A 14,211-nucleotide genomic window follows, 5' to 3' on the forward strand; every position below is an offset into this window, starting at 1 on the left:
CCTGAACTGAACTCAAGTGTCGGTAGTTTGGATAAAGAGATTGACCGGGAAGTCCCCCAGCGCGGTGCTGATCATCAGCTCCCTGTTTTTTGTGACTGTGATGCTTGAAAAAAGTCCCTTTAGATTCTCGTCAGCGGTCGCGAACGGCACATGGATTCGCGTATCGCCCCACAGCGGCGCGTCCACCTGCGGCTCGGCACTGTTTTCCAGCAGCGCTGCACAACGGATCGGCACAATGACGATCGCGCGTTTGCCCTCCCATTCACGAACAAATCCCAGCACTCGATGGGCCTGGCTGCCGACGACTTCGAGGGCCTGGTAAGTCCCTCGTCGAAACAGTTCGGCGTGCTCGGTGCGTACGTTCAAGGTCTGCGCAATCAAGGTTTGTTTGATGCGCCCGTCGCGCCAGTTCGCCAGTAGATCAGGCAGATTCACGGCTTGCTGCAAGGCCTGTTGGCGGCTGGCGTAGTCCACTGGCCGGCGGTTGTCCGGATCGACCAGGCTGAAGTCCCAGAACTCGGCGCCCTGATAGAGATCCGGGACCCCCGGCACGGTCATGCGCAGCAAGGTTTGCGCCAATCCGTTGAGTGCCCCGGGCACGACAATCGCGTGCACGGCCTTGCCGAGCGCCGTGCGCAGAAAGTTGCCCTGCGGGTTCAACAGCAGGCGCTGGATGAAGGTTTCAACCGCTTGCTCGTAGGCATCGTTGGGCGCGCTCCAGCTGCTTTCCAGCTTGGCTTCACGCAGGGCTTTGCGTTGCCACTGCCAGAGGCGTTCGGCGTAGGCCTGCAGCGCCGGTTGATCGTCAGCGTTCAGGTCCAGCGGCCAACTGCCGAGCATCGCTTGATACAGAATCAATTCATCACCCGCCGAGGGCTGCTGATCATCCTCGCGCAGCGGGCGGGCGAGGGCGCGCCAGAGGCCGATCTGCTCGACGTACCACTGACCGTGTTCGCTTAACACCGCCAGGCGCGCGCGAGTGTCTTCGCCGCGCTTGTGATCGTGGGTCGCGGTGGCCAGCAGATTGTCCGGGAACTCGTCGAGACGCTGTTCGCATGCTGCGTGAAAACCCTCGACCGGCGCGCTGAACTGTTCGGTGCTGAAGCCGACGTCGTTACGCGAGAGCAGCACCGCCGAACGATAGAACGCGGTGTCTTCCACGGCCTTCGCCGCGGCCGGTGAGGTCAACTGCTGAAACCGCACGCAGGCATGTTTGAGGCGTTTGCGCGCGCGTCCGGCCGGGCATTTTCGCCACGGCTCGCCGCCCAGCCAGCCGGCCAGGCAATCGAGTACCGGCCAGTCCGCTTCGCCCAGGGTTTGCCGGGCACCGTCCATGGCCTGCTGGAAAAAAAAATCGTCCTGGGCCGATCGCCCGAGGGGGCTGATGTAGGTGCGGTACACCGGAAAATGCACGATCAGTTCCTGCAGTGCCCGGCGGATCGCGCCCAGGGTCAGGTCGCGGGTCATCAGGTCTTCCCGGGCCACTTGCAGCAGCGCCTGCGCGACACTTTCGAAATCCCCGGCCAGGGAGCCGTTGAGGATCTGTTGCCGGGCCAGTTGCGCCTCCTGCCGGAAATCGGCGGGACGTTCGCTGTACCGCTGCCAGAGTCTGCCCAGGGTCTGTTCGCCTTGGGGATCGTGTTGCAGCAGCGACACCTGGTTCATGAATTCATAGCCGGTGGTGCCGTCCACTGACCAGTCGCGGTGCAGGGTTTCGCCTTCGCCGAGGATCTTCTCCACGTAGATCGGCAGGTGCCGGCCGGGGACCAGGCTGTCGACCCGCCGCCGTAGCTTGCGGCAGTAACCCCTAGGGTCGGCGAGGCCGTCGATGTGGTCGATGCGCATGCCATCGACCAATCCTTGCGCCACCAGTTGGAAAATCTTTGCATGGGTCGCCTCGAACACCGCCGGGCGTTCGACCCGCAGGCCGCCGAGTTCGTTGACATCGAAAAAACGCCGCCAGTTGATGTCATCCGCAGCCGTGCGCCAACTGGCGAGGCGATAGCTCTGGCGTTCCAACAGGTTGTGCAGGCACTGGAAACCTTCACGGGTGAGCGAATCGTAGGCTTTCAGGTTGTGCTCGATGGCCTGGAGCATGGCCGGGTCGGTGGCCAGTTCACGCAACTCGTCCTGCAAGGGGATCGCCAGGCTGTGGGCATCGGTCTGGTAGCTCAATGTGCTGAATCGATCGGCCAGGGATTTCAGCGGCTCGATGTCGGATTTGAGCAGCTCGCCGTAGGTCATCGGGCAAATCGGAAAGTGGTGTTCGTAATGCTCGACAAAAAACGCGCCGTGTTGCGCATCGAAGCGCAGGGGCAGGGTGCCGTCCTGCAGGGCAACGCCATAGTCGCTGCCCAGGAACGGCAGCAGCAGTTGCCCCTCCATCAACGGGTCGGCGGAGTGCCACTGGATATCAAAGAACTCGCCATAAGGGCTCAGGCGACCCCACTCAAGCAAGTCCAGCCACCAGGGATTGTCACTCCCGCCGACCGCCATGTGATTGGAGACGATATCGAGGATCAGCCCCATGCCTTGTTCGCGCAACGCGCTGACCAGGCGGCGCAACGCCGCTTCCCCGCCCAGCTCCGGGTTGACCGTGGTCGGGTCCACCACGTCGTAGCCATGCATCGATCCGGCGCGGGCGCGCAGCAGCGGCGAGGCATAGACATGGCTGATGCCGAGGCGGGCGAAGTACGGCACCAGCGGCACCGCATCGTCCAGGGTAAAACCCTTATGAAACTGCAGCCGCAGGGTGGCCCGCAGCGGCTGCGTTGGCAGCGTGCTCATTGGTCACGCTCAGCCGCCTGAAGCCGCGCGCAGGCAAGTAATTCCAGGCGTCGCGAGGCGTCCGGGTCGTCCAGCAGGGCCTCGCTGTAGCCCGGCAGGCGTCGTGACCAGTTGGGATGGGTATCGACGGTGCCGGGCAAGTTGGCCTGCTGTTCGATGCCCAATGCATCTTCCAGTGGCAGCAGCACCAGCGGCGCACGGGTATGACCAAGGAAACGCACACTGGCGTCGAGCACCTGATCGGTCTCGTGGGACTCTTCGCGAAAGTTCTGCGGGTCCTGGCTCAAGGCCCTTCGCAGGCCTTCACGTTCGCGTTCGCGGTGATGGCGCCACTCGATTTCAGCGTTGGCATCGATGAGGTTGAGCCGCGCGTTCCAGTCGATGTCGCGGCCATGCCACCAACCGTTGAGGGTTGGCAAATCATGGGTGCTGGTGGTCGCCAGTGCGTTGTCCGGCCAGTCGAGGATCGGCTTGAAGTGGGTGTTGTCCTGTTCGAACAGCAGCACTCGCATGCCCAGCATCGAACGGGCGATGAGTTTTTCCCGCAGGCCTTCGGGCACCGTGCCGAGGTCTTCGCCAAGGACGATGGCCTGGTGGCGATGGGATTCGAGGGTCAGCAGCCGCAGCAAGTCGTCCACCGGGTAATACAGGTATGCACCGTCGGCGGGCGGCGCGCCGTTGGGGATGACCCATAAACGTTGCAGGCCCATGACGTGGTCGATACGCAGACCGCCGGCGTGGGCGAAGTTGGCCCTGAGCATTTCGATGAAGGCGCGAAAGCCGTTGCGTATGAGGCCTTCGGGAGAAAACGCGGAAATCCCCCAGCCCTGGCCGGTGCGGTTGAGAATGTCCGGCGGTGCGCCGACGGTGAGGGAGGCGAGCAATTCGTCCTGGCGACTCCAGGCCTGGCTGCCACCACCGTCAGCGCCCACGGCCAGGTCGGAGATCAGGCCAATGCGCATGCCGCTGCTGCGGGCGGTTGCCTGCGCACGCTCCAGGCAACGGGTGATCAGCCACTGGCAAAAAGCGAAGAAACCGATGCGGCCAGCGTTTTCTTCGGCGAACTCGGCCAGGGCAGCGCTGCGCGGGTCGCGCCATTGCTCGGGCCACTGACGCCAGTCGAGGCTTTCGCCCTGTGCTTCGCGAACCTCTTGAATGGCTTCGAACCGGCAGTGATTTTCCAGGGCTTCGCCGCCGGCGTGACGAAAACTGCTGAAGTCGGCATGCAACGGGTGTTCGCCCTGTACGAAGCCTTCGTACAACGCTTGCAACAGCCGGTGCTTGGCTTCGGCGGCGGCGGGCCAGTCGATCAAGGCGCGCTCTTCCAGATCCTTGAGCTCTACACTCAGGCCGGTGGCATCGATGGCGGCGCGCATCGCATGCTCACCGAGGATCGTCCCGGGCGCGCAATACAGGCTGTTGAGAAACAACCGGCTGGACGGAGAGTAAGGACTGTAGCGCCGGGTGTCGTTGGCAAACATGGCATGCAGCGGACTGATCGCCAGCGCTTCGGCGCCGCGTTCGCCCGCGACCCTGGCCAGGTCTTCCAGGGCCTGGGTATCGCCGAAGCCACCGTCACCTTTGCGTCGCAGGGCATACAACTGCACGCTCAGGCCCCAGGTGCGCGGGATCGGGCTGTCCACGGCATCGCCTACGCTGAAGCAACGTTCGGGGGCTACGGCCAGGGTAAAGGTCTGGCCATCGATTCTGACGTGCTGGTAACCCACGGGAATCAACCCCGGCAGAATCGCCTCGGCGTCCAGCTTGAGGGTGAGCCGCGAACCATCCTCGAGGTGGATCTCGCACGGCGCGTGCGGTTCGAAATGATGGGCCAGATCGAGACCGACACCGAAGTCGGCGGTAATCAGTGGCGGCAGTTGCCGGGTTTCTTGAACCTGCTGCAATTGCTGCAGGCTGGCGTCGATTTCCTGAGCGCTGCCGGCCGGGTGGCCGAGTCCGGTCAGAACGCTGCGCAAGACCGAGGGTGCAACTTTTTGCGGGCGACCATTGGCATCAATCCAGTCGACCGCGAGGCCAGCCCGGCTGGCCAGGATTTCCAGTTGCGCATCACTCATTGGCGCTCTCCATCAGGGGTTGCAAAGGGGTTGCGGCCGTGAGGCTGACAAGCGCGCAATACGGGGCCAGAGTGCCTTTGTCCAGGCGCTCGGCCGAATGTGGCGGATGTTCGAACAACAAAGAGCTGCCGTCCGACGCTGTGTGGAGTACCGGCGTGGCACTAAGGTTCAGATCAATGCGCAACAGACGGCCATCGCCCAGTCGCCATGACGCACTCACCGCACCGACTGCCAACACCTTGGCTCCCAGTGCCTGGGTGCCGGGCAGGTACGGGATGATCTGCCGATGACGGATATGCAGCAGGCGGCGATACAGCTCGTGTATGGGCGACGATCCATTGGCTGTCAGCACCGGGCGGGATGATTCGAAAGTCTGTGGCGCGTTAGGGTCGGGAATCCGCTCGCGTTTATGCGGATCAGTAAACGCGGCGAAGGCTGCAAACTCGTTACGCCGTCCCTCACGCACCCATTTCGCCAGTTCGCCGTGGTGGCTGGTGAAAAACAGAAAGGGTTGTTCGGCGGCGAACTCATCGCCCATGAACATCAACGGAATCATCGGCGACAGCAGCAACAGGACGGTGGCGGCCTGCAGTGCCTGAGGAGGGGCCAATTGATGCAGGCGCTCGCCGAAGGCGCGGTTGCCGATCTGGTCATGGTTCTGCAAAAACAGCACGAACGCGCTGGGCGAAAGGTGCCCGCTGGGCTCGCCACGGGGTTTGCCGCGACGGTCGACGTGTCCCTGGAACACGAAGCCCTGACTCAGGCAGCGCGCCAGTTGCCCTGTAGTGTTTTGCGCATAGTCGGCGTAATAGGCGTCGGTTTCACCGGTCAGCAATACATGCAAGGCGTTGTGGCCGTCGTCGTTCCACTGCGCGTCATAACCCTGTTCCAGCAGGCGGGCCTGGTTGTGCTCGTTTTCCACCATCAGCCAGACATGGCGTGACGGATCGCTCTGACGGCGTACCCGCCGGGCCAGTTCCTGGAGAAAATCCGGATCATCGATGGCGTGTACCGCGTCCAGGCGCAAGCCGTCGAAACGGTACTCCAGCACCCACATCAGGGCATTCTCGATGAAAAAATCCCGCACTTCGCGCCGACGGAAGTCGATGGCCGCGCCCCAGGGGGTGTGCACGTCTTCGCGGAAGAAGCCGCTGGCATAGCGATGCAGGTAATTGCCGTCGGGGCCGAAGTGGTTGTAGACCACATCGAGAATCACCGCCAGACCGTGACCGTGGGCGGTGTCGATCAGGTGTTTGAGTTGGTCGGGTGAACCATAGGAGGCTTGGGGTGCATAGGGCAGCACCCCGTCGTAGCCCCAGTTACGCTCACCGGGGAATTGCCCCAGGGGCATCAGTTCGATGGCGGTGATGCCCAATTCCACCAGGCGCGCCAGTTGTTGCTCGACGCCCTGGAAGCCGCCGAGCGCCCCGACGTGCAATTCGTAGATCACCGCCTCATTCCAGGGGCGACCTGCCCAGGCATTGTGCTGCCAGTGATAGGCGAGGGGATCGACCACCACGCTGGGGTGGTGGATATCGCCGGCCTGGGCGCGGGAGGCCGGGTCGGGCACCTCCATTTCGCCATCGATGCTGTATCGATAACGCGTGCCCGCCGGGCAACGGGTTTTGACTACGAACCAGCCGTCGTCCTGCGGCGACATCGGCAAGGATTGTCCATTTTCCAGTTCGACACTGACGTAAAACGCATCTGGCGCCCACAACGCAAATTGCGTGTGCTCCGCGTCCAGCATGATTGCGCCGTGGGGCCAGGTCTTCAGGGTCCGTAACGGCATTTCAAAGCCTCTTTATTGTTTGTGCGATTTCCCCAGAGCCTTGGCCACCAGTTGTTCGTAGAGTTCGGCGTAGGGTTCGACGGCCTTGCACCAGTTGAACGGGGCCGCCATGGCCCGGCAACGCATGGCATGCAGCAGATCGGGGAATGCGAACACCTTGAAGGCACGGCTCAGGGCTTGCTGATAACTCTCCGCCGTCGATTGATCGAACAGGAAACCGGTCACACCGTTTTCAATGGTGTCGGCCAGGCCGCCGGTGTTGCGCGCCACCGGCAACGAACCGAAACGCTGGGCGTACATCTGGCTCAAGCCGCAAGGCTCGTAACGCGAAGGCATCAACAGGAAGTCGCTGCCGGCGAACATGCGTCGGGCGTCGGTCTCGTTGAAGCCGATGCGTACGCCGATTTGCCCGGGGAAGCGCAACGCCAGCTCGCGCATGGCTTGTTCTTCTTCCGGTTCGCCCCGGCCGATGATCGCAATCTGGCCACCGGATTTGACAATGTATTCGGAGACCGCTTCGGTCAGGTCCAGGCCTTTCTGGTAGACCAGTCGCGAGACTACGGCGAACAGCGGGCCTTCGGAGTCTTCCAGGCCAAACAGTTCGCGTACGTGGGCGGCGTTGACCGCTTTGCCTTCCCAATCGCCAATGCTGAAAGGGCGGAACAGGTGGGTATCGGTGGCCGCATCCCAGCTTTCATCGATGCCGTTGGGAATGCCGCTGAGCAGGCCTTGCTGGGTCTTGGCGGCGAGGAAGCCGTCGAGGCCGCAGCCGAAGGCTGGCGTGGTGATTTCCTGGGCGTAGGTCGCGCTGACGGTGGTGATGTGGCTCGAATAGGCCATGCCGGCCTTGAGGAACGACATCTTGCCGTAGAACTCCATGCCTTCCTGTTGCAGCGCGTGGTGGGGAATGCCCAGTTCCGGGCAGGAGCCGAGGCTGGTTACGCCCTGATACGCCAGGTTGTGGATGGTGAACAGGGTTGGCGTGCGTTGCCCGCGCCAGTGCATATAGGCGGGCGCCAGGCCGGCCGGCCAGTCGTGGGCATGCACCAGGTCCGGGCACCAGTGAATTTGTGCCAGGTTGGCGGCGATATCGGCGGCCGCCAGGCCCAGGCGGGCGAAGCGAATGTGGTTGTCCGGCCAGTCGCGACCATTGTTGGCGCCATAAGGCGAACCTTCGCGTTCGTACAGCTCGGGGCAGATCAACACATAAATGACCAGGCCGTCGGGCATGTCCATGCGCCCGATCTTGCAAGGTGGCAAGGCGGCATGGCCCCCGAGCTCACCGATGATATGAATCGGATTTTCACTGTGCAGCACCTGCGGGTAGCCGGGAATCAGCACCCGCACGTCGTGCAAATGCGACATCGCGCGGGGCAATGCCGCGGAAACGTCGCCCAGGCCCCCGGTTTTCACCAGATCGGCGATCTCGGAGGTCACAAACAGTACTTTTTTCTTGTTCGGGTTCTGACTGGCAACCGGTGTCAGCACCTTGGTGACGGGCACACTAATCGATTGGGCGCTGTGGGCGCTCACGGCGCTCGATTCACCGACCTGTTGATGAGCACGCTCTCCCTGAATATCTAAAGCCGCACTGATCATATGCATCTCCCGTGTTGTTGATCTAATTCTTAGGTCTGGCAAACGGCATTTCATGGCCAATTCCTGTGGCCGGGCGCAAAAGCGCTACACATCGATGAGCAAGTACTGCCCAAATGCGCTGAAGCAGAATGGGTGGAGGAGCCGTTGCAAAGATTGCACCAGTCGTAACGCACCTGCCTTTCAGTCGACCGATCACCCAAGGCAAAAGTTTCGACTTTTTTTCCACTTTGTGACCGACCGGTTTTTCCCCGCGAACGTGAGTCTAGGCCAGAACTTAGAGCGGTGAAGCTCAGATGGCAAAATTGTTCGACAATCGGTTTAACGAGGTACGGACGTGCCGGATTGCGGGGCAAACGCACCGACGAAGTGCAGTTTTTTTTGTTAAAACGGCTGAAAAAGAAGCAGAACTGTCACATCGGTGTGCGTGGGCAAACAGTTGGTGTGCACCATTGCGGTGCGGGAGTTGGCGGCGTGGTGTTTGATCTGGCCTCTTCGCGAGCAAGCTCGCTGCCACAGAGATTCGCGGTGTGAACGAAACCTGTGGGAGCGGGCTTGTACTCAGACCAGTAAGCGAATGGGCGTACCGGCGGACCAGGCCTGAATGTCTTCGATCATCTGTGAAAAGAACAGCTGGTAATTCTGTTGGCTGACATACCCGACATGGGGTGTGGCCAGGACATTGTCCAGGGTCCTGAAGGGGTGCAGAGGGGGCAACGGCTCGATGTCGAACACATCCAGCGCCGCGCCTGCCAGCTGACGTTTCTGCAAGGCCTTGATCAAGGCAGCCTCATCGACAATTGGCCCCCGTGCCGTATTGACCAGCAGCGCCGTGGGTTTCATCCAGCCCAGTGCCTCGGCGTCCACCAGGCCTCTGGAGCGCTCGCTGAGCACCAGATGCACCGACAACACATCGGCCTGTTCGAACAGCTCCTGTTTGCTGACATAGCTCACACCCACTTGCTCGGCCCGTTCGGCGGTGAGGTTCTCACTCCAGGCGATGACGCGCATGCCAAACACCTGCCCGAACTGCGCGACACGCTGGCCGATGCTGCCCAGGCCGAGAATCGCCAGGGTCTTGCCGTGCAGGTCGCCGCCCAGACCTTGCTGCCATACACCGGCACGCAGGGCGTTGGCTTCAGCCACGAGGTTGCGGGTGGCGGCCATGATCAGCGCCCAGGTCAGTTCCGGGGCAGCGTGCTTGTAGCTGTCGGTACCGCACACCTGGATGCCCAGGGTGCCGGCGGCTTTGAGGTCGAGGGCGAAGTTGCGCATGCCACCGGTGACCAGCAACTTGAGTTTGGGTAACTGGCGAAGCAGCGCCTCATCAAAGCGCGTGCGCTCGCGCATCACGCAGATCACATCAAACTCACTCAAGCGAGCCGCCATCGTGGCGCCGTCCGCTGGGTATTGATGAATGAAACTCACTGGGCCGATGCCTTCGAGCACTGACCAGTCGACCACGTTGCGGGCCACGTCCTGCCAATCGTCAATTACTGCAATCTGCACCGTCATCTGCCTTACCTCATCAACGCACGGGGTTGGTTTTGTTTAGCCAGGCGAGCAGAGCCTGATGGAATTTTTCCGGTTCTTCCATCTGCGGTGCGTGGCCCAGGCCGGGGAACTCAATCAATGTCGATTGCGCAATCCGTTGTGCCACTTGCTTGCCGAGTACGTCGTAGTGGCCGATTTTTGCCTTGACCTCGGGAGCCGCGATGTCGCTGCCGATGGCGGTGGTGTCGGACGTGCCGATCAGCAGCAGGGTAGGCATCTTCAGGTTCTGGAACTCGTAGTACACCGGCTGGCTGAAGAAGGCGGCAATGTGTAGAAGAGTGATAAACTCCATTCCACAGGCCGCAAGCTCAATAGATACAGAGGTTTTCGTGAACAACGCCTACTCATACATTCGCTTCTCGACCGGTAAGCAGCTCAAGGGTAGCAGTCTAGAACGCCAGCAAGCCATGTTAGATGCATGGGCTGAGAGAAACCCCACTTACAGTCTGAATCGTGAGCTGACGTTTAAAGACTTGGGTATCTCTGGGCGCGACGGGACGCACCTCAAGAATGGGTTTGGCAAGCTCCTTGAGGCCATTAAGAAGGGTGGTATCGGCGCCGGTGACGTTGTACTGGTTGAGGCAATCGACCGGGCGGGGCGGATGGAGCCGGGAATAATGTTAGGAATCCTCACAGGCATTCTGAATGCTGGTGTGTCACTGGTGACGCTGGATGATAAGCAGGAATACACACAGGCTTCACTGAGGGGCGGTAGCCTTTATATTCTGGCAGGTAAGGTGCAGGCAGCTTTCAACTACTCACAAGCTCTGAGTGAGCGAATGAAAGCCAGTTATGTATCAAGGAACAAACTCGCCTTGGGTGGGAAAAGACCAAAACGTAATACACCTGTGTGGCTTAAGTCTGATGGCACATTAATAGAAGAAATTGCACCGTTTGTTAAACAGGCATTTGAAGACTATGCAGCGGGATTGGGTGAGCGTCGAATCTATGAACGCATCTTGGAGAATGGTGGCTCTAAGCATCCATGTTTTGTAAGGATGGCACCTAGCACTGTCAAACGCTGGATGACAAACCGTACTGTACTAGGGGAGTGGCAAGGCATCCCAAACGTCTATCCTGTAGTTGTAGAGCCTGAGTTGTTCTATCGTGTGCAGAAACGTATGGAAGAAAAGTTTGCACCACGTAGCGCTCCTGTTAAACACAAATATACGGGATTGGTGGTGTGTGGCGAGTGTGGGAAGAACTTCAACACCAAACACTATCAGGCTACTGGATTGTCTGTGATGGAGTGTTCTAGTAGGGCTCGTAGAGGCTCTACAGCTTGCTCTAACAGTCGTTCTATTCCTGAGTCTGTCATTGCCCTTGTTTACTTTCAATCGTTTAGCAAGGGTGCTCTGAGAGCCTTGCAGGGGCAAGTGTTATCAGCTTCGCAAAAGCGGGAAGTGACGATTGATGGTGAAGTGGTAGAACTTAACAAGAAGATCAGACAAGCAGAAAAGATCATTCTAGACATGGATGATGAAGATGATGATGAGGTGCTTGTAAAGCGTAGAGGTTATAAGGCAAGGCGTAAAGCGTTGCTGGCTGAGAAGGCAGGGTTGGCACATTCTGCTGTTTCCGTGTATGACAAGATTGTCGACCTATCTAAGTTCAATCTCGACCCTGCTAAAGCTAATGCACTGCTACAAAGTGTTGGATATAAGATCGTATGCAACAAGGATTCTACTATTGTTAGTGAAAGTGGCACGTACAAGTATGAGGGCTGGGGCAGGGCAGAAGACGTACACAAGGTTGTTACACCTGAAGGATTGTTAATGAAGCTGCCAATCCATCGTCTAGGTGTTGAGCGTAAGCCTATGAAGGATACAGGTGCAGCGGATAGGATAAGAGCCAGAGTGGCTAAGATGGTTGCAAAGGCTACAGTTCAATAAAAACTAAAAGACAGGACGCACCATGAAAACAGGGCTGATGGCGATTGCACTGGTAGGGATGCTGGGGAGTGGTGGGGCTATGGCAGCAGCCCCAAGATTCGATGGAAACGAGTTATTAATGCAGTGCCAGAATTATGTAATGTTGGTGGATGGCGGCACCGCGAGAACTGATGTGCATTTTGATGCTGGTGTGTGTGGTGGCTTTGTGCAAGGAGTCGCTAACACTGTGTACTTCTACAGTGATGAACTTAAGAAGGACTTAATGTTTTGTATTCCCGACACTGCACCGGCTATCCAGCTAGTGCGAGTGGTAGTCAAATACTTGAAGGATAATCCTAAGGATTTGAATGTCGACAGAATGACCTTAGTGTGGCGATCGTTTATGGATGCCTACCCTTGCAATTGATAATTGGAGCGTAACGAATGGAGGCTTCGCAGGTTACATTGGTTGTAAGTTCTGTAACAGCAATGATTGGTGTTGCTACACTCGTCGTTGGCTATTCACAAATGAAGATTGCGAGTGCCAAGGTGAGGCTTGATTTATACAACAAGCGATTTAATGTGTATGTGGCAACTCTCGAATATTACCAGTCAGCGTATGGCAAGGTTGAGGGCAGTATGAAAGCGAAGTCTGCTGAGTTTATTAAGTGCTATCGAGAGTCACAGTTTCTATTTGATCCTAAAGACGGGGTCTTCGATACACTGAAAAATATCATGACTAGTGGAAATAAAATTCTAGTGTACGAAGACACATTGTCCGGTGCTCAACCCCATATCAGTTCAGAGACAACGCACCTACTGCATGAGAAGAGTGTTGAAGCACGACAGAGATTTGAGAAGGATTTGTTGATCCTTGAAGAGCAGATGGCGAAGTATATTGATTTCAAGGTTGTTCGCGGATGGAAGCTGCTCTAATGTGATGTAGCCACATCAATTACATAAGGCGTAGATGATAATGAGCAAGCCAACAAAGATTTTCTTCCTTGGTGTGGCGGTTAGCTTAATCGTACTGGCAGTGGGCTACGCTCTAGATAAGAGAGAGCAATTTGCATTGGATGCACTAGTTGTGAAATGCAAGATAGAGACGATGGAAGCACCTAAAGGGCCGTGGCAGAAATATCAAGAAGCCCCTCTAGTGTGTGAGCCCTCTGAGCTAATAGGCTATCCCGATATCATTGGCATACAAAAAGAGGTTAGACAGAGCTACTTGGAGCGTGGAGATTACTTTGGCTGGGCTCAGCTACTTGCTGTATTGCTTATAGGGGTGTTCGCACTTCCATATTCTTGGTACTTTCTGTTGAGAAGAGTTAGAGAGTTGGTGAAAGCAATAACCGGGAAATGAGGCTGGGGCGTTTCTGCACCAAAATCCATCCCGCGCGCCGCGAGAAGTGATCAACTTCGATATTGGCTGAATTCCTGGCCCGAAATATAAGTTTGGGCGAGTGACGTTTGGAAACTAGGATTTAAGAGTTAGGTATCAAGCCGTGTGCGAACGTCCCCATGGGAAACGTTCGTAATTCTATAATAACCCTGAGCCCCCGTAGAGGCTCTGTGAGCGGCGTTACATTAAGCCTCTGTGTTGTCCTTCATTGCACGTTGAACAGACGATACCGATACACCAAGAGCTTTGGCGGCCTCTCTGTAACTCTTACCACTAGCAATGGAAGCACGGATATCATCATTGGACACAGCCTTGGTACGTCCTTTGTAAACCCCTTTGGCCTTTGCAATAGCGATGCCTTCCCGTTGACGCTCCCGGATCATGGAACGTTCGAACTCAGCAACAGAGCCCATGATCTGGAACAACAGGTTCTGTGATGCGTCCTGCTTGTCACCAGTGAACAACATGTTCTCCTTGTGGAACTTGATTGCAACCTTTTTGGCATTGATCTGTTCTACCAATTTCATCAAGTCGCTCAAGGAGCGGGCCAGCCTGTCAATGGAATGTACATGGATGCAATCACCTTCACGCACATACTCAATCATGTCTTGTAGCTGGGGACGGTCTGTTGTTGCACCACTCACCTTGTCTGTGAATGTCTTGGTGAAGGTCAGGCCATCAAGTTGACGGTCAACGTTCTGGTCAGCGGATGAGACTCTGATGTAAGCCACGTCAACCATTTTGGAATCTCCTGTGTGCTTTGGGTCTAGAGATTGTCACTTTGCCAGTGTATCAGGCTGAAGGCAACCCTATGAATACAGCAAATCCGTATTCACCGATGACCGGTCATAGGGTAAAGGCTAAGCACACAGCGAAAGCACCTTGGGGCTTGGGTCTTCACGCTGGCAAAAAGCTGGACTGACCGTTTATCGCTTTCGATAGGATTTCGATCATAATTTCTTGCACACTGTTGATATTTGTGAGTGTGCGGCCATCTGTCGATTCCGTTTTCCTCAATTTTTCAAATCCCGGCGGCGGATGTGAAAAAGCATCGCGCTTAGCAATCCGGGGAGACTGACAGGGGAGAAAGGGGTATTTGAGAGTTTATTGTACAATCTCGTACAAAATAGACTG

At 57.6% G+C, this 14,211-nt stretch carries 10 protein-coding genes and 1 pseudogene; 4 read left to right on the forward strand and 7 right to left on the reverse strand.

Features of this window, described 5'->3' with window-relative positions; translation table 11 throughout:
- Positions 1-12 precede the first annotated feature (12 nt).
- The 6 genes and pseudogenes from GQ39_RS06965 to GQ39_RS06990 form a co-directional block, all read right to left on the reverse strand.
- The gene (locus GQ39_RS06965) at positions 13-2,787 is read right to left on the reverse strand and encodes a malto-oligosyltrehalose synthase (protein ID WP_047528484.1); all 2,775 of its coding nucleotides are present in this window, start codon (positions 2,785-2,787) and stop codon (positions 13-15) included.
- Positions 2,784-4,862: a 4-alpha-glucanotransferase gene (gene malQ, locus GQ39_RS06970; protein ID WP_047528486.1), complete on the reverse strand. Its 2,079-nt coding sequence runs from the start codon at positions 4,860-4,862 to the stop codon at positions 2,784-2,786. Before malQ ends, GQ39_RS06965 begins: the two co-directional genes overlap by 4 nt.
- Positions 4,855-6,654, reverse strand: coding sequence for a malto-oligosyltrehalose trehalohydrolase (gene treZ, locus GQ39_RS06975; RefSeq protein WP_047528487.1), 1,800 nt, complete (start codon positions 6,652-6,654; stop codon positions 4,855-4,857). Before treZ ends, malQ begins: the two co-directional genes overlap by 8 nt.
- A 12-nt stretch (positions 6,655-6,666) precedes the next feature.
- Entirely contained in the window at positions 6,667-8,253 is a 1,587-nt protein-coding gene (glgA, locus tag GQ39_RS06980; RefSeq protein WP_047528489.1) for a glycogen synthase GlgA, read from the reverse strand.
- A gap of 558 nt (positions 8,254-8,811) precedes the next feature.
- Entirely contained in the window at positions 8,812-9,765 is a 954-nt protein-coding gene (locus tag GQ39_RS06985) for a D-2-hydroxyacid dehydrogenase family protein (protein ID WP_047528490.1), read from the reverse strand.
- 13 nt (positions 9,766-9,778) lie between these two features.
- Positions 9,779-10,060 (reverse strand): annotated as a pseudogene (locus GQ39_RS06990) (alpha/beta fold hydrolase); the annotation flags it as partial.
- Between the two features lie 73 nt (positions 10,061-10,133).
- Here GQ39_RS06990 and GQ39_RS06995 point away from each other — a divergent pair.
- The 4 genes from GQ39_RS06995 to GQ39_RS07010 are packed head-to-tail and all read left to right on the forward strand — an operon-like array spanning position 10,134 to position 13,038.
- On the forward strand, positions 10,134-11,696 hold the full coding sequence (locus GQ39_RS06995; protein WP_052193489.1) for a recombinase family protein: 1,563 nt from the start codon (positions 10,134-10,136) through the stop codon (positions 11,694-11,696).
- A gap of 22 nt (positions 11,697-11,718) precedes the next feature.
- On the forward strand, positions 11,719-12,102 hold the full coding sequence (locus GQ39_RS07000) for a Rap1a/Tai family immunity protein (RefSeq protein ID WP_047528492.1): 384 nt from the start codon (positions 11,719-11,721) through the stop codon (positions 12,100-12,102).
- A 17-nt stretch (positions 12,103-12,119) separates the two neighbouring features.
- The gene (locus GQ39_RS07005; protein WP_047528493.1) at positions 12,120-12,611 is read left to right on the forward strand and encodes a hypothetical protein; all 492 of its coding nucleotides are present in this window, start codon (positions 12,120-12,122) and stop codon (positions 12,609-12,611) included.
- A 40-nt stretch (positions 12,612-12,651) separates the two neighbouring features.
- On the forward strand, positions 12,652-13,038 hold the full coding sequence (locus tag GQ39_RS07010) for a hypothetical protein (RefSeq protein ID WP_047528494.1): 387 nt from the start codon (positions 12,652-12,654) through the stop codon (positions 13,036-13,038).
- 224 nt (positions 13,039-13,262) lie between these two features.
- On the opposite strand, the gene GQ39_RS07015 is transcribed toward GQ39_RS07010, so the two are convergent.
- A complete protein-coding gene (locus GQ39_RS07015) occupies positions 13,263-13,817 on the reverse strand; it encodes a recombinase family protein (RefSeq protein ID WP_047528496.1) in 555 nt (184 codons plus the stop codon).
- Between the last annotated feature and the right edge of the window lie 394 nt (positions 13,818-14,211).

Source organism: Pseudomonas sp. 11/12A (assembly GCF_000800055.1).
In the GTDB taxonomy this organism is placed as follows: domain Bacteria; phylum Pseudomonadota; class Gammaproteobacteria; order Pseudomonadales; family Pseudomonadaceae; genus Aquipseudomonas; species Aquipseudomonas mohnii.